We start from the raw sequence: 17,166 nt of genomic DNA, 5'->3' as shown, positions 1-17,166 counted from the left end.
AGTAGCTAATAAAAACTGTTTTTTATCTCCTCCTAAAGTCCGTAAAATATAGGTCTTAGGTACCATGACAAGAATGATAAATTCCGCCAAAATAATAAGAGAAATGGGAGGAAATAAGACGCAAAAAGATAAACAAAAAAATAAAATGATTGTGTAGTCAATGAAAATGAGAATCAGTGGAGGGGAAAAAATGTCTGTAATCGAAGCAAGAAATATAAAGAAAAGTTACGGTCGTAACGAATCAAAATTTGATGCATTAAAAGGTGTGGATTTGAAAATCGAAGAAGGTGAATCCGTTGCGATCATCGGGAAAAGTGGATCAGGTAAATCAACATTTATGCATATTTTAGCTTTATTAGATAAACCAACATCAGGAGAAATTTTATTAAATGACCAAGATGTAACCAGCATTGGAAAAAAAGAATTAGATAAAACAAGAAATAAACAATTTGGATTTGTTTTTCAGCAATTTTTCATGAATTCTAAAGATACGGTTTTAAATAACGTAATGTTACCACTAAAAATTGGTGGTATTTCTAATAGCAAACGAAAAGAAATGGCACTTGAAGCACTAAAAGCGGTTGAATTAGACGATAAAATCAATAATAAAGCGAACAACTTATCTGGTGGTCAAAAACAACGTGTGTGTATTGCGCGTGCCTTAGTAAACAATCCTAAAATTATTTTTGCAGATGAGCCAACAGGTAATTTGGATTCAACGACAGGGGATAAAATCGAGCAGTTGTTATTTGATTTAAATAAGGAAAAAGGAATCACGCTGATTATTGTCACGCATGATCCAGAGCTTGCAGCACGCTGTGATCGTCAAATTCATGTGCGTGACGGGTTAATTGTTGGGGGGAACGAGTAGATGAAATTTAGTGACATTTTAAAATCAGCCAGTTCAAATTTAATGCGAAATAAAGGGCGGACGATTCTAACAATCGTAGCTATTTTTATAGGCGCATTCACGATTTCATTAACAACAGGTGTTAATATTGGGGTGAATGATTACATCGATAAACAAGTTGGAAGTGTCGGTGGCCAAAATCAAATCATGATTCAACCGAAAATGAGTGGAGCAACTGGTGAAGAAGGCGAACCACAAAAATATGATGAGAACCAAAAAACAAGCTCAATGCAGCAACAAGAAGCATTGGATAGCAAAGATCTTGAAAAAATCAAAAAGATCGATGGTATCAAAAATGCAGAAGCGATGAAATCTGTTTCAACAAGTTATATTTCAGGACAGAACGATGAAAAATATGTCTTTTCAGGAATGCCGATGCTAGAAGAATTGAGTGTTGATCTAGAAGCAGGTAAAGCAGCAGATCAAAATAGTTCAGAATTTCAACTCAATTTAGCACCTGAATATGTGAAATCTTTAGGCTATAAATCAAGTGAAGAAGCAATCGGTAAAACAGTCAAAATCGCAGCGCCTTCTGCAGCGACAGGAGAAGAAAAAGTAGTCGAAGCGACTATCGTTGGGGTGCGCAATACAAGTTTGATCCAAGGCGGAATGTCGTTAATGAACCGTGCTCTTGTTGATGAAATTTCAAACATCAACGAAGACGGATTACCAGAAGCGATGAAAGGGCAATACGGCCTGATCATGGGTGAAATGAGTAAAGACGTAACGAAAACAGAAATTGCAGATGTGAAAGAACGTTTAGATAAAGCAGGATACATGGGACAAACCGTTGAAGACCAAATCGGTATGATCCGAAACGTGATCAATGCAATTACAGGTGTTTTAACAATGTTTGGTGCCATTGCCTTATTAGCGGCAAGTTTCGGAATCATCAATACATTGTACATGTCAGTGCAAGAACGGACGAGAGAAATCGGTTTGATGAAAGCCATGGGACTTAGCAGTGGGAAAGTCTTTACGATTTTCAGTGTAGAAGCGGCATTAATTGGGTTTTTAGGTTCCCTTTTAGGTATTTTGGGAGCAGTCGGAGCAGGTGCATTGATCAATCAAGTTGCAGCTGATTCATTCTTAGAATCCTTATCAGGTTTCACATTGATTCAATTCTCGGCTTCTTCATCTGCTGTTATTATTCTAGTGATCATGGGTATTGCATTCCTTGCAGGAACATTGCCAGCTAGAAGAGCAGCTAAGTTAGACCCAATTGAATCATTGCGTTATGAATAAGCGTTAAAGGATAAGAACAAGGCTTAAAATGCCTTGTTCTTATTTTTTGTAAGCATATTTTTTACCTAAATAAAAAATAAGGAGTATACTAAGTTCACATTTAGTCAAAAACGGAGGATTTATAAATATGAAAGCAGTAGTAATCAATCAATATGGCAGTAAAGATGAATTAATTGAACAAGACATAACCTTACCTGAATTAAAAGAAAACCAAGTACTTGTTAAAGAGCATGCTACATCTGTCAATCCAATCGACTGGAAATTAAGAGAAGGGTATTTAAAACAAATGTTTGACTGGCCATTTCCAATCATTTTAGGCTGGGACGTTGCTGGGGTCATCACTGAGGTTGGTAGTGGCGTGACGGATTGGAAAGTCGGCGATAAAGTGTTCGCTCGTCCAGAAACAACGCGTTTTGGTACGTATGCTGAAGAAACGATCGTTGATGATACTCTATTAGCAAAAATTCCAGAAAATGTTTCTTTTGAAGAAGCAGCAGCAGTTCCCTTAGCTGGGTTAACGGCATTACAAGCACTATTTGATCATGGAAAACTTCAAAAAGGCGAAAAAGTATTGATTCATGCTGGAGCTGGTGGTGTAGGAACGTATGCAATCCAATTAGCAAAACAAGCAGGGGCTTATGTCATAACAACTGCTAGCGAAAAAAATCATGAATTGCTCAAAAAATTAGGTGCAGATGAAGTAATCGATTATCATACGACGAACTTTGCGGAAGTATTAACAGATATCGACGTAGTTTTCGATACAATGGGTGGAGACATCCAAAAATCAAGTTTTTCTGTTCTAAAACCAAATACAGGACGTTTGATTTCAATCGTTGGCATTGCAGATGAAGAGTTAGCAAAAGAAAAAAATATTAAAGCAGAAAGCATCTGGCTTCAAACAAACGGCAAACAATTACAAGAAATTGCCGATTTAATGGCTTCTGGAAAAGTGATTTCAGTAGTTGGAGAAGTTTTTCCTTTTTCTAGACAAGGCGTTTATGATGCTCACGCATTAAGTGAAACCCACCACGCAGTTGGAAAAATCGTCATTAAAATGGCCGACTAAATAAATAGACCATCGTCAACAGGAGTTGTTGATGATGGTCTATTTGCTAGTTTTCCCTGATCTAAAGCGAATCAGCTCTATCAATCCTGGCAATTCTCGTTGGATGTACTCTTGATTTAAAACATAGGTTTTTGTCGTTCCCGTTTTAATTTCTTGAACTAATTTTGCATCCTTGAGTAGTTTTATATGATGAGATAGAGTAGATTTTACAATGTTGTATTTTTCAGAAGTGATTCGTTTTTCACCATCGATCAATAAGCACGTAACGATATTTAAGCGAATGGGATCACTAACTGCCTGTAATGCTTGAAGAACAGGATCGTTGCTATCAGTCATTTTATTTTTCATAAACAGATTATAACATAAACATTCTTCTTTACATATGGAAGAGTGAGTGCTATATTTTTAATGTTCGAAAAAAATCGAACGAAATACAGAAATGAGGGATATTATGGAAAACACATATAAAGAAAATAATTTCGAAACAATCATGAAAGGTAGACGATCGATTCGTAATTATGACACAACCGTTAAAATCAGCCGTGAAGAGATGGAACAAATCATCAATGATACGGTGAAAGCACCATCTTCTGTCAATATGCAGCCATGGCGTTTTGCCGTAGTAGAGAGCGCTAAAGGGAAAGAAGCATTAGCTCCGTTGGTTCGTTTTAATAAATTACAAAATGAAACATCTGCTGCAATGATCGTGATTTTTGGTGATTTAAACAGTTTTGAACATGCTGAAAAAATTTATGGTACAGCAGTTGAACAAAACTTAATGCCACAAGAAGTCAAAGAACGTCAGTTAGAAGCACTAAGCCCTTTGTTTGCGGAAATGTCGACAGAAGATAAAAAAGAAATGGCGATTATCGACGGTGCGTTGGCTGGAATGAATTTAATGCTCGTTGCTCGTGCTTATGGCTATGACACGAATCCGATTGGCGGATTTGAACGTGAAAAAATAGCAGAGGCTTTAGACATGGATAAAGAGCGTTATTATCCAGTTATGATCGTTTCGATTGGGAAAGCCAATGAAGAAGGCTATCCTTCTTATCGCTTACCGGCAACTGATATTACAACGTGGAAATAGGAGGGAAAATCAATGCATATTATTCCGTTAGTTTTAGCTGTGCTCGTTGCAGTTGAACATTATTACATTTTATATTTAGAAATGTTTCAAACAACTTCACTGGCGGCGCAACGTAGCTTTGGACTGGATAAAGAATTTTTGGATGATCCAAGAGTACAGACTTTGTTCAAGAATCAAGGACTATACAATGGCTTTTTAGCTACAGGAATTTTATGGGGCGCTTTTTTTGCTGTAAATAGTTGGAGTGTTGTGACATTTTTCATTATATGTATAGTGGTGGCTGCAGTCTATGGTGGACTGACATCATCAAAATCAATTCTATTGAAACAAGGAGTTCCAGCAATCATTACATTAATTACGCTATTGATTTTCAGATAATAATAATTGTTTTGAATTTGAAAAGCCTATATTTTAGGCTTTTTTCTTTTATTTTAAAAAAACTTATAAAAAGTAAGCTAAAATTCTTTACTTACTTTTAGTAAGAGTATATACTATGAAAGTAATCTAAAAACTAATTCGAATCGAAAAGGAGCAATACACATGACAGAATTTATTCAAGCTTTAAAAAAACGCCGTTCAATCTACTCTTTAGGAGATAATCTTCCACAATCACAAGAAGAAATCAAAGCCTTAGTCAAGGAAGTTGTTAGAGAAAGCCCAACATCTTTCAATTCACAAACACAACGTGTGGTGTTCTTATTCGGCGATGCACACAAAAAATTATGGTCAATGACAGAAGAAGCATTGAAACCTTTAACACCTGCAGAAGCTTTTCCAAATACACAAGCTAAACTACAAAGTTTTGCAGCTGGAACAGGAACATTGTTATTCTTTGAAGATATGGATATTGTTAAAAACTTACAAGAACAATTTGCCTTATATGCAGATAACTTCCCAGTTTGGTCAGAACAAGCAAGTGGTTTAACACAAGCAAACGTTTGGACTGCTTTGGCTCAAGAAAACATTGGTGCAAACTTACAACATTACAACCCAGTAATCGATGAAGCAGTTGCGAAAGAATGGTCTATTCCAAGTAGCTGGAAATTAAGAGCACAACTTGTTTTCGGTTCAATCGAAGCCGAAGCTGGCGAAAAAGAATACATGGAAGATAGCGCACGTTTCCTAGAATTTAACTAATAACGAGCAAGTGGAGGAGAAAAGTATGGTGTACACATTACCTAAAGAAACGATTGTAAAACTAGTAAAATTAAAAGTAGCGAATCTGGATGTAATGACAGAATTTTATACGCAGATGATTGGACTTGTTTTACTAAAAAAAGAAGAAAATACAGCTTTCTTAGGTGCACAACAGTCTTCTGAAGCAATCCTTATTTTGGAAGAACTTGTTGATCCTGTGGTAAAAGATAAGACGACGGGATTGTATCATACGGCTTTTCTCTTACCTACTCGTAAAGATTTAGGCAATACGTTATTGTGGCTATTGCAAAACAAGATTGAAGTTGGTGCCGCTGATCATGGCTACAGCGAAGCCATCTATCTAACGGATCCAGAAGACAATGGGATCGAAATCTATCGGGATAAACCGATGACGGATTGGGATATTCGAGCAGACGGAGAAATCATTGGTGTGACGGAAGAGTTGGATGGAGATGGGGTTGTCGCAGAAGCGGATGGCAAGTGGTTAGGTATGGCGCCAGGCTCAAGAATCGGACATGTTCATCTACAGGTTGCAGATTTAGAGGAGACTGAGAAGTTTTATGAAAAACTTGGTTTTTCTTTGAAATCGAATTTCGGCAACCGTGCGAAATTCTTCGCAGCAGGCGAGTATCATCATCATATAGGGACGAACACTTGGAATGGCGAATATGTGGCTTTAATTGGTGAGAATCAGTTAGGCTTGGCGTGGTATACATTCCAGTTACCATCCAGAGATGCATTTGAGCTTTTGAACAAGCAACTTGATGAAGCCTCTGTTGAATACGTGAAAGAACAAGAGCAAATCATGATAAAAGATCCAAATGGAATGCAGATTAAATTTGGGTATTAAATTATAAAGGTCAACTTCTTGATTGAGGTTGGCTTTTTTTGATTTTGTGACAATTTGTTACTTCTCGATGGGATGATTCTGTTGTTACATGTCCCTCTACCACCTTTAACTTAAATTGAACAGAGTAATCCTAGCTTTTTCGACTATGGAGAAACTTTTCTTCAGCAAAAATTCATTATACACATCTATCTATTTCTTATTTATCTAGTACTTTCCCCCTATTTTTTGAAGCTGGTACTCATGAACTATTTTTAAGTCTAAATTCAAAGAAATATTTTGTTATACAAAAGAGCATATGAAAAAAACTCAAGTAAAGTGAAAAAACGATAGAAATAAGAAAAGTAAAAAATGTTTTTTTTATGGATATATGCCCTTTTTTTTAATATGATTTTATACCAAAAAAATCCATAAAAAAGAAAAAAAATAGTGAAATCTAGCATAATTAAACAGGGAATACTGCTTTTTTCAAAAAATGTTTCCACTCTTTACACAGATTGATCATCACTTTTCTTGAAAAAAAAGTATAATAAAAAAGTGGATTTCAAAAACATCTCATTTTTATCGTTGTAATCTCGTTAAATAATTGCGAAATGTTTTTTTATCTCAGCTATGTTGTTATTAAAACATATTTGAATAGCGGGCAAATTAAATAGTTCCTTATTAGACAGACTAACTACTCTTTCAAAAGAATTTTAAATAAGGGGGTGATTAGTGATTTTCGATTAATACAATGAGTGTCACTTAGAGGTTATTGGGTTATAGGTTATCCCGAAAGAAAAACCTAAATTTATTTTATGAGGAGGTGAAAATAAAAGATGTTAGGTAAAGTAAAAAAACTTATTTTTACGACTTTAGTTGTTGGTATAAGCTGTGTTCCATTAATAGCAGAGGCTTCAGACTATGTTCAACCACCTCATAGTATTCCTTTGGATCAGATTTTTGTCACTCCCAAAGGAGCTAATAGTTATGTTGAGGGAAATAATGTTGTGATTACAGACAAAAAAACGAATCAAATAGGTAGTATTTTTTCTACAGAGCTAAATAAAATGGATTTGACACAAGATTTTAAGTCAGAGATGTATTTGTATATTGACGGTGCAGCGGATGGTATGACTTTTGTCATGCATAACGATAAAAATGCTATATCAAATTTCTCAGGTCGGGTAGGTGAATATTTTGGAATCTATTCAGGTAGATATTATATTAATAACCCTTCTGGACTGGACGGAAAGCAACTCAAGAAAAGTTTTGCTATAGAGTTTGATAGCTACTATAACAAGGGGTCTAATGACATGCATGTTCTTATCAATGATGGAAATGGCCATGTTGCATATAGTTTTCCAGATCAAAGAAGTTCATATATTACTGAGTCAGCCTATAGCTTAGTTATTGAGCATTATGGATTGCAATATCCGAAATTTAAATTAGGTGATGCTCGTTGGCGATTGTTTAGTATGGAATGGAAAGCGTTTGATTCTTCTGGTAAAGGATATGTGACCTACGCTCTTGAAGGCTTGGATCCTGTAACAGCAGAGATTTCTAAAAGTACTTTTGGTACTGATAGTGTGTATTGGGGATTCACAGGTTCTACGGGTGAAGAATTTGAAAAAGCTATTGTGGCGTTTAAATCAGTTCCAGGATTAGTAAATTACACCGAGAATGTTGAGTTTATGAATACTGAAGGGAAAAAAATCGAAAGTACTACCCAAGATTCAGAGGTGACCGTTCGTTATTCTGGGAAATATACAGGTGGTAAACAAAACATGATTCAACCAAGCTTTAAGTTTGCCTTGTCACCCAATCAAGTATACCAGCAAGGAACCTTTCTTTTGAATGGTATTTCTGTAACCCCAACGTATAGTAACAATGAGTTAGTTATTCCGTTGTCTAAAGATTTAACAGTTGGAGATCCCGTTGTTGATATTCAGTTTAAAGTAAAAGATACCGAGGTAACGGGTGATAAAAAGTTAACACTGACAGCACAAGCAGTTGCTGAAAACTTTATCTCAGATAAAGAGGCTGCTTACGATATCACGTATGATAAAACTGCACCAGTTGGAACGGGTAAATTGACGTTTATTGATATCGGGGACACAAAAGCAATCACGGAAGTTGCCGACTATAGTATCTTTTTATCCAACTATGAAGATGATTTTTCACCAAAAGATAAGATAAAGATCGATTTAACAACGGGACAAGATATAACAAATATTGTGAAAGCAGTCGGTTCAAGTAGTTTCCAAGTTACTCTTACAGATGAAAAAGGAAACGCACGTGACGTAACGATTCCAATTTTTATTCAAAATCAGGAAGTTGTTAAAAGCAGTCAATATATTATCTATGGAAAAGACTTTAGTGTTGGGGTAAAGGATTATCCTAAAACAGAAGCAGCACTGTTGACTCTGATTAAGGAGAAAGCCGAGTTACAACTGTGGGATTATAATGAAGTATCTGCAAATTCACTAGACAAAAATAAGTTGAATGTAACAATTGGGACATTACCGAAACCACCTGAACTTGCGGGCTTAGGCATCTATGAAGCAATCGTGTCTTATGGCGCAGACAGCGCAAAAGTAGACAAGACAATTCACGTTACTGTCACTCAAAGTTTTGCAACAGTAAAAATTTCTTTTGTCGATGAAAAAGATCAACCAATCATTGATGATCTATCCTTTGAAGCAGCGATTAATGATCGTATCGATTTAAGCCAAAATGCTCAAGTCCTTGAAAAACTTAGCGCAGTCAAAGGGATGAATTACATGTTAAACACACCGCCATTAGATGAAAAAGATCTCTTGGTTGTGCCAGAAGGAGTCACAAGGAAATATACCTTTAGAGGAACTTTGTTTATTGAGTCAGCCCCTAATGCAATTGATTTTGGGGATCAAAAAGTAAGTAGTAGAAATAAAAAATTCGACGATCCAAATTATGATCAACACTTAGTTATTTGGGACAACCGTTCATCATTAGGAACGTGGAAAATCACGTTAAAGCAATCACAAGATTTTAGTATTCCAGGGGATCCGTCAAACCGACTACCAAACGCCCTAAGCTACCAGACAACTAATGGAGAGAAAGTAATTTCGACAGAAGCCCAAGAAGTCTTCCGTTCAAAACACCAGTCTTCTGGAAAATATGATATTAGTGAAGAAACGTGGGGACCTGAAAAACAAGGGTTACGTCTGAATGTACCAGTCGGGTCTGTTAAACAAGTAGGAAAATACGAAACAACACTGACTTGGCAAATAGAAGAAGCCTATTAATGGAGGGAAGACTGTTATGAAAAAGCATCGAATTATTCGTTTTATTCTAATTCCTTTGATTTTTCTTGCCGTGTCTTTCGGTACGAATAATAGAGGCTGGGCAGCTGAGGAAGGTGGACAGGTACAGACAAACGCTGGGATCGTTTTAAAAAAATCTAATACTGAAACAGAACAGACAAGTGAATCAACCACAAATGAATCTTCAATTAGAGAGAAAAAGCCAGTGGGTCGGTTGCCGAATACAGGAGATTTAATAACAATCAGTTTTCTTTTCGCAGGTATTTTTTTAAGTATACTTGCAGCAATTTTTTTCTTTCTTAGGAAGAGGAGCATTGTGAAAGGAGAGCGTGATTGAGATGAAAAGAAAAACACTCATCAGTTACCTAATGTTGTTAGCTGTGTTTACAAGCCCACTAATAGCGAAAGCAGATGTTACTAATTATTCTGATAAAGGGACAATCGAATTTTATGGAAAACATCCAGTGCAAGTGATGGACCCAGAACGTCCAGGGACACCAGCTGATCCTGGGGAGAGCCCTAAGACAAATAATCTATTGCGTTTTGATTTTGTTCCTCAAATCGATTTTGGGGAAGCAAAAATGTCCAATCAAGATCAAACATATTATGGAAATGCGCAACTGTTCAAGGATGATACTGGCGCGCGAGGAAATTTTATTCAAGTGTCGGATTTTAGAAACGACAGTCCTGGTTGGACATTACAATTAAAACAAGAGACTCAATTTCAGAATATAGAAAAAGGTAAAGAATTAAAGGGTACGGTGTTATCGTTTGACCAATCATGGGCGAACTCAATAAATGATCCAGCAATGGCACCTACAGTATCTAAAGAAGTCATTCGGTTGTTGAATATCGGTGAAGTTTATAACTTAGCTGAAGCAAAACCAACTATGGGTGATGGAACTTGGGCGATTATCTTCGGTGCATCTGTGAACAATGATAAAAAACGACCAGATACACTAAAGCCAAAATTGGATGAACAGAACAATGCAATTGTAGATCCAAGGTTTAATAATCAGCCAATCTATGAGAACCAAGCTATCTCTTTATTTGTACCTGGTAAAGCAGCAAAAGAACCAGGAAACTACCAAACGGTGTTAACTTGGATATTATCCGAGCTACCATAAATAAACCAAATTTTAGGAGGAAACACACATGAAATTAACACACAAATTATGCGCAGCTACGCTATTAGCAGTATTAGGAGCAGCGGTAGCATTACCAAACGCTGTTCAAGCGGCAGAGGATCCATTGAACTGGAGCGGAAAAGGAACAATTAAATTTACTGAAGATGACGGTGGGGATAACACTATCGATCCAACAGACCCAACAAAACCGGTCGATCCTGAAAATCCAATTACAGAGCCAACTGTTAACCCAGCTAAAGGGCCATTAAAAGTGATTGCCGTAACTGATTTGAATTTTGGTGATAATAAAGTAGCGCCAGCTTCTGGTAATGGATGGGAATATACAGCCCAAGCAGCTGAAATTGTATACAAAAATGGAACAAAAGTAGTAAGTCCAAACTTTGTCCAATTTAAAGATACGCGTGCAGATAACCAACCCAATAAACACACAGTGACAGCAAAAGCGACAAAATTTACAAACACAGAAAAACAAGAATTAAAATCAGCTCAATTAAAATTTGGTAATGTGAAACTAATCAATGCAGCAGATCAAAATCAAGTGAACGCTGCAGGAGTTCCTGCAACACAAGTTGTTGAAACCGATGGGACAACACCAACAACCTTTGTTACACAAGATGCAGCAGATAAAGGATTCGGTCAATTTATCCTACAATTTGGAGATAAGGCCGATAGTACTGAAGCAGATTCTGTAAAATTATGGGTTCCTTCAGCAGGCAATAAATTATCAACAAGCAGTGGCTATTCTTCAACAATCACATGGACAATCGCTGACGCAAGATAATCTAAGTTACACGTAAAAGTAAAATGAAGTGTAAGAACAAGTCCGCCATTAGTGGCGTACTTGTTCTTAATATAAAAAGAAAGGCAGTATGGCATGAAAAAAAGAATCTTAACGTGGTTGGCAATTATTCTATACATAGGGATGAACAGTACTTTTTTATTCACAACGGGATTAGCAGAAGAAGATGACGGTAGTGGTTTCACATATAAAGTAATTCAGCCAGAAAATCAACATAATAAGGAAGTTGGTTATTACGACCTAAAAATGACACCAGGTCAAGAGCAAACAGTCACAATCAAAATGAATAATAGTTCCTCAGAAGAAATCACCGTAGAAGTCGCATTGAATAGTGCTAAAACCAATACAAACGGTGTCATCGAATATGGCCCTTCAAAACTAGAGAAAGATAAGTCGCTAAAATATGATTTTGCAGATCTCGTAAAAGGCGAAAAAACGGTTAAAATTCCAGCTAACCAAAGTATCGATTATAAATTAAATATAAAAATGCCGGATTCCCAATACGACGGAGTGATTTCTGGTGGTATCTACATGATCCAAAAAGGCCAAACAGAAAGCCAAGAAGCGATGATCAAAAATGAATACGGCTATTTAGTTGGGATGATTTTAACGGAAACAAACGCAGTGATAACGCCAGAGTTAAAACTTAATACAGTATTCGCAGAGCAGCAGAATTACCGTAACGCAGTATTTATCAATTATTCAAATGTAACACCTGTCTACCTTGATGATATGACTGTAGATGTTCAAGTCATGAAAAAAGAGTCGGATGAAGTATTATATGATACCAAGCAAAATAAAATGAGAATGGCACCAAACTCGCAAATTAATTTTCCTGTGTTGATGAATGGCGAGAAAATGCAAGCTGGGGACTATCGCGCTCATATTTTAGTTACAGCGGAAAATAATGGTAAGTGGGAATGGGAGCAAGAATTTAAAATCACGGATGAAGAAGCTGATAAATTTAACCAAGAAGATGTCAGTTTACTGCAAGAAAGTCGAGTGAATTGGATGACGATCATTTTGATCGTGTTGGGTGTTTTAGGTATCGTTGTGATCTTATTTTTTGTAGTTCGCTTCTTTAGAAAAAAGAACAAGAAGAAAGCTAGGAAGAAAAAGAAATCAGGTAAAAAAAGATAGTGTAATTAAATAACGTTAAACGAACAACGTTGTTTAGTGATTAAAAAAATGGCAGCTTAAAAGCAGGCAATTGCTAAAACTGCCAATCTTTGGGGGATAGAAAAATGTCGATACTAGATTGGCTATTCATTGGGATACTTTCAACGGCTATCCTCTGTATTATTTTCTCGATCGTTTGTTTGATTTCTTATTTTTTAACAAAAAAAGAGCGGCTAAAGATAAAACAACGTCGACCGAAAAATAGGAAAAAGCGCAGAATTCTTAAAAAAAAAGTGCATATGTTAATGAAAAAAGGTAAAAAACAAATTCAATTAGGGCTAACATTCTTACTTTTAGGCATAGCCTTAGCAGGTGGAGCTGCCTTTTCCCGCTACCACCAAGCAACAAATTTAGGAGATCGTGATTCAGATGGCATTGTAGAAGGTTACTATTTATTAAATAAGACATTCGAACAATTAGAATCGATCGAAGGGACACAAAATGTTGAGAAAACGAGAAAAAACATGCGGGAACTAGCTGCTAAACTATCAGGTTTTGGCATTCGCTACGCTGACCCCAGATTAACGGTAGAAGGACAACAGCTACTAAACCGATACTATTCGCAGATGAAGGAACTGGGATTGAATCTGAACAATCAATCAGTCGACAGCCTGCAAGAAAAAACAACCTATGAAAATTACTTAGCAGATATCAAAAAAGTTCAAACAATCCAGAAAAAAGTGTTTACCTATTTCAATGTGAATGAAACGGCACTAAAACAAAAGAAATAAAGGATTTAAGGAATGATTGTGAGGCTAAATGAGTAATAAAAAAATATCTAATAATAGGAGAAAACGTAGGAAGAAAAATAAGAAAAAACACTTTCTTCAAGAAATCAGTAAAGAACTTGGGATAACATTGTTGATTGTGTTGTTGTTATTATTCGTTTTATCTAAAGTGATCTTTGTGTTGCCTAAAAATGAAGGCTATGGCATGCGGGAAGCACTCAATGACGGAGACCGTGTTTATGTTGATCGCCTAGGTAAGCCAAAGCGTTTCTCGCTGATTTATTTTAAGCAGCCAAATGGAAAGGGGACTTCAATTCGTAGGGTCATAGGCTTACCGCAAGAACAAGTCAGTTACCGTAATGACGAACTTTATATTGATGATCGGTTGGTTGTAGAGCGTTTTTTTCAGAGAAAGTTGGCACAAGCAAAAATAGAAGATGAAGTAATTACTGAGGATTTTGATTCAACTGATATATTAGAAACAAAAGATGGGATAATTCCGAAAGGGAAGTATCTCGTACTTGGAGACAATCGTCATTATGCCACTGATAGTCGTTACTATGGTTTGGTTGATGAGCGAGCTGTGATAGGGATTGTGGAATTACGCTGGTGGCCATTTTACCAGATTAGAGCTTACTAAAGTAGCGATAAATCAAAAGAAAAAATTTCTATTGGAGGGGTAGACATGTATCGTATTGGCGTAGTAAATTTTGAAGGAGCAACAACGGAATGGGAACAGTTACAAGCGGTCATACCAAATGAATGGGAATTAATTCAGATTGATAATGATAACAAGACCTTTTGTGATTTGATCATTTTAATAGAAAATAGCTTAGAACAAGTTGGTGAAGTTTGCGGACAGTTGATACAAGTAAAAAACGAAGCAGATTCATTGATTTGGGTGTGGTCTGCATTTCAAAATGAGATGAATCGAATAGTGTATTTGAAACTAGGAGCAGATGGTGTAAAAACAGAGAGTTTGAAACTAGAAGAATGGCAGTTGATCGTCTCTAATTCGTTAAAACGAAAAAGGGTAACGGTAAAATTAGAGCCTGAAAGAACAGTACAAGAACATAGTTGTGAGGGAATTATTTTAAATCATAGAAATAGAAGTGTCATTATGAATGAGAATGAAGAGGTTCAATTAACTAATCTTGAGTACAAAGCCATGGAATTACTGTATAAAAATATTGGTAAAACCGTTACTTATGAAGAGATGTACAAAGTAATTTGGGAAGAGGAGAACAAAGAACGAAATTTTTATCGTATCAGCAATTTAATTTTTCATATCCGGCAAAAATTTGAACAAGAGATCGGTACCGCAGAAACAATTCGTACGGTGCGGTCAAAAGGGTATATATTGAATGTTTGAGTAAAAAACTAGCATAGATACTTACTTGACTCTTTGGAAAATAGTCCGCTATAAAAAAACTAAAGTGAATAGTTGATTATTTCTAATGGTATTTATTCTTCAATTTTAGAGTAACACAAATAAGCCTAGCTAGCTGCATAGAAAAAAATTAGGCGCCAGTTTTAGCAGATAATTTTACTTCATAAAGTTTATCTGTTACCCAAATTGCGAAAATGATACTCACCAATTTGAGATTAACAACATCAATATGGGATGTTCTGCGATGGGTAATAAGCAGATAACGTAGGATTTCTTTGAAAAGCAACGAAAGCAGTCTAACAAATAACTAGATATAAATAAGGTGAGTCTCTTTTGGAAAGATGATTTTTAGTACCTAAAAAATAACTAGATTGATGGATAGAGGTATCTAGTTCTGAGAAAACGGAGTTGATTGGATCGTTCCAAACTGAGGAATAGTTTCAATGTATAACATGTTAACTGCATCAGCAACAGACCAAATTCTAGTAATTGTTGTAAGAAAATTTTCTTGTCTTTACACAATCATAGTCATTTCTTACTCTATTTGATGGAGTTATTTTTCAAAGAGCTAAATTTGTTCTAAAAGTAATAATTAATAATAATAAGTTTCCAGCACATATTAAGGGGATAATTGTTCATGAAAGTACTACTAAATAAGGAATTTGTCTTTCGCTTAGAGATATTAAATAGCTTTCCACGAGGGAATAATATGGTTATGTCTATTTCGGATTTCACAAACAAATTATCGAAAGACAGACGAACTATTATCAAAAACCTAAAGTCTTTAGTAAATGATAGTAAACAATTAGAGTGTGAAAAATACATATCTATTGTTTTAAATGATGATAATACGTTGACTGTGACGGTTGCACAGGATTTCGATATCAATTACTTTCTACTTTATTATTTGGAAAAGTCGATTTTATTTAATCTTTGTCTTGAAATTTACAATAGTACTTTCTTTGATTTACATAGTTTTGCGACAAAGTATTTTTACAGTTACTCGACTGTTTATCGACAAACAAAAAAACTAAACCAAATTTTACAGCAATACAATTTAAGTTTAGATTTAAAAACGTCGAATAGTATCGTGGGTAAAGAACAGAACATTCGGTTTTTTTACTTCACATTATTTTGGGAATCTTACAAGGTATTAAAATGGCCATTCGAGGAAATTGAATTTAATAAACTAAAAGAGGTAATTGAAAAAAGTGACGAGGAACTAAAAACTTTTTTAGCAAAGCCAAACATGGTAATTATTTGGCTTGCGGTCACATTGTCCCGTATCGACAAGGGCTATTTCATTACTGAAGAATATGAATTTAATGAGCCAGCTTTTCCTATGCTCTCCAAAGAACAATTTTATTCTCTTTTTTTTGGTTTTTCTAAAGATTTTCAGATTTTATTGACGCTAGATGATGAAGCTTGGCATTATGAAGCCAACTTTTTATATTTTTCGCTCATTACAAGCCAAATCTATCCTTTAAAACAAATTTCAACTTTGAAGTTAACTGCTTTTTCTGGATTAAAAATAAATACCGCTACTTTGATTACTGAAAAATGGATAGAGAGATTTATGGCTGAACTCGAGATTGCTTTAGATGTTAATGAATATTTTTATCTTTATTACAATTTACTTTCACTCCATAGTAGATATTTGTATTTACCTGGTCCTGTGGAAACGGTCCCTTGTTTTACGAATATGTCTTATGGGAAAATAGATTTATTTATTGAGTATAAACTTATTTTATCTTTTTTGGATACGCTCTTTTCTGTTCCTATTATAGAGCCTTTATATGCTCAAAAAGATGCGCTATGTACGTTCTATTTGCTATTTATTTCGGAATTAATGAAAAGTAAACGTCCGGCTCTAAATATTGCGCTCTATTCTCACTCTAGTGTGTTTCAAAAAGAATTTTTTGAAGAGATGTTGATTAAGAACCTTTCATTTCCAGTGACTTTCCTACCTTACACTTCTAACAAGGTTGATTTTTTGATTACGGATGTTAGCTTGACTAGATGGTTAAAAAAAGATATCCCCACTTTTGTTTGGGATTCAACGATTGATCAAGAAAAAATTAATCGACTCACTACATATCTAGATACAATTTACACCCAAAGATATAAAATGAAGATTAGATATTCTCATACTTAAATATGAAAAAGCATTAATATACAGATTCATCAAGTTGATTCCAAAGATAGAGAAGTTTTTTCATTTAGAGAAAGAGAATTTTGGAAAGAAGATAAGTATTTGTAAAAGGAACTTGATAGTTTAAGGGCAACAGCGATGCTTTTGGGAGAAAAGAGTTTAACTCC

The 17,166-nt window shown here is 35.4% G+C and carries 17 protein-coding genes; 16 read left to right on the top strand and 1 reads right to left on the bottom strand.

Annotation, left to right across the window (positions count from 1 at the left end; all coding sequences use genetic code 11):
* The first annotated feature begins 190 nt into the window (after positions 1 to 190).
* From I586_RS10345 to I586_RS10335, 3 genes are all read left to right on the top strand, one after another.
* On the top strand, positions 191 to 871 hold the full coding sequence (locus I586_RS10345; protein WP_010766099.1) for an ABC transporter ATP-binding protein: 681 nt from the start codon (positions 191 to 193) through the stop codon (positions 869 to 871).
* Positions 872 to 2,155 carry an ABC transporter permease gene (locus tag I586_RS10340; protein ID WP_010766098.1) on the top strand — a complete coding sequence of 428 codons (1,284 nt, stop codon included), beginning with the start codon at positions 872 to 874 and terminating at the stop codon, positions 2,153 to 2,155.
* A gap of 127 nt (positions 2,156 to 2,282) precedes the next feature.
* Positions 2,283 to 3,224: an NADP-dependent oxidoreductase gene (locus I586_RS10335; protein ID WP_010766097.1), complete on the top strand. Its 942-nt coding sequence runs from the start codon at positions 2,283 to 2,285 to the stop codon at positions 3,222 to 3,224.
* Between the two features lie 39 nt (positions 3,225 to 3,263).
* On the opposite strand, the gene I586_RS10330 is transcribed toward I586_RS10335, so the two are convergent.
* Positions 3,264 to 3,560: an ArsR/SmtB family transcription factor gene (locus tag I586_RS10330; protein ID WP_244147884.1), complete on the bottom strand. Its 297-nt coding sequence runs from the start codon at positions 3,558 to 3,560 to the stop codon at positions 3,264 to 3,266.
* 115 nt (positions 3,561 to 3,675) lie between these two features.
* Here I586_RS10330 and I586_RS10325 point away from each other — a divergent pair, with 115 nt between their 5' ends.
* The 13 genes from I586_RS10325 to I586_RS10265 all read left to right on the top strand — a co-directional run bounded on the left by I586_RS10325 (position 3,676) and on the right by I586_RS10265 (position 17,002).
* Entirely contained in the window at positions 3,676 to 4,314 is a 639-nt protein-coding gene (locus I586_RS10325; protein ID WP_010766095.1) for a nitroreductase family protein, read from the top strand.
* A 12-nt stretch (positions 4,315 to 4,326) separates the two neighbouring features.
* Positions 4,327 to 4,692: a DUF1304 domain-containing protein gene (locus I586_RS10320; RefSeq protein WP_010766094.1), complete on the top strand. Its 366-nt coding sequence runs from the start codon at positions 4,327 to 4,329 to the stop codon at positions 4,690 to 4,692.
* A gap of 162 nt (positions 4,693 to 4,854) precedes the next feature.
* Positions 4,855 to 5,451, top strand: coding sequence for a nitroreductase family protein (locus tag I586_RS10315; RefSeq protein WP_010766093.1), 597 nt, complete (start codon positions 4,855 to 4,857; stop codon positions 5,449 to 5,451).
* Positions 5,452 to 5,476: 25 nt separating this feature from the next.
* Entirely contained in the window at positions 5,477 to 6,322 is an 846-nt protein-coding gene (locus I586_RS10310) for a VOC family protein (protein ID WP_010766092.1), read from the top strand.
* An 815-nt stretch (positions 6,323 to 7,137) separates the two neighbouring features.
* The gene (locus tag I586_RS10305; protein WP_010766091.1) at positions 7,138 to 9,585 is read left to right on the top strand and encodes a lectin-like domain-containing protein; all 2,448 of its coding nucleotides are present in this window, start codon (positions 7,138 to 7,140) and stop codon (positions 9,583 to 9,585) included.
* Between the two features lie 16 nt (positions 9,586 to 9,601).
* Positions 9,602 to 9,940: an LPXTG cell wall anchor domain-containing protein gene (locus I586_RS10300; RefSeq protein ID WP_010766090.1), complete on the top strand. Its 339-nt coding sequence runs from the start codon at positions 9,602 to 9,604 to the stop codon at positions 9,938 to 9,940.
* 1 nt (position 9,941) lies between these two features.
* Complete coding sequence (locus I586_RS10295) at positions 9,942 to 10,730, top strand: WxL domain-containing protein (protein ID WP_010766089.1); 789 nt, start codon at positions 9,942 to 9,944, stop codon at positions 10,728 to 10,730.
* A 28-nt stretch (positions 10,731 to 10,758) separates the two neighbouring features.
* Positions 10,759 to 11,532: a WxL domain-containing protein gene (locus I586_RS10290; RefSeq protein WP_010766088.1), complete on the top strand. Its 774-nt coding sequence runs from the start codon at positions 10,759 to 10,761 to the stop codon at positions 11,530 to 11,532.
* Between the two features lie 93 nt (positions 11,533 to 11,625).
* Positions 11,626 to 12,690, top strand: a complete 1,065-nt coding sequence (locus tag I586_RS10285; RefSeq protein WP_010766087.1) for a WxLIP family cell surface protein — start codon at positions 11,626 to 11,628, stop codon at positions 12,688 to 12,690.
* A 104-nt stretch (positions 12,691 to 12,794) separates the two neighbouring features.
* A complete protein-coding gene (locus I586_RS10280; RefSeq protein ID WP_010766086.1) occupies positions 12,795 to 13,460 on the top strand; it encodes a hypothetical protein in 666 nt (221 codons plus the stop codon).
* Between the two features lie 28 nt (positions 13,461 to 13,488).
* A complete protein-coding gene (lepB, locus tag I586_RS10275) occupies positions 13,489 to 14,097 on the top strand; it encodes a signal peptidase I (protein ID WP_010766085.1) in 609 nt (202 codons plus the stop codon).
* A 45-nt stretch (positions 14,098 to 14,142) separates the two neighbouring features.
* Positions 14,143 to 14,829, top strand: coding sequence for a winged helix-turn-helix domain-containing protein (locus I586_RS10270; RefSeq protein WP_010766084.1), 687 nt, complete (start codon positions 14,143 to 14,145; stop codon positions 14,827 to 14,829).
* 655 nt (positions 14,830 to 15,484) lie between these two features.
* On the top strand, positions 15,485 to 17,002 hold the full coding sequence (locus I586_RS10265; RefSeq protein ID WP_010766083.1) for a helix-turn-helix domain-containing protein: 1,518 nt from the start codon (positions 15,485 to 15,487) through the stop codon (positions 17,000 to 17,002).
* Positions 17,003 to 17,166: the final 164 nt, after the last annotated feature.

This window comes from Enterococcus moraviensis ATCC BAA-383 (assembly GCF_000407445.1).
Classification (GTDB): Bacteria; Bacillota; Bacilli; order Lactobacillales; family Enterococcaceae; genus Enterococcus_L; species Enterococcus_L moraviensis.
The sequence above is the reverse complement of the archived record's forward strand: the minus strand, read 5'-3'. Positions and strand labels throughout refer to the sequence as shown.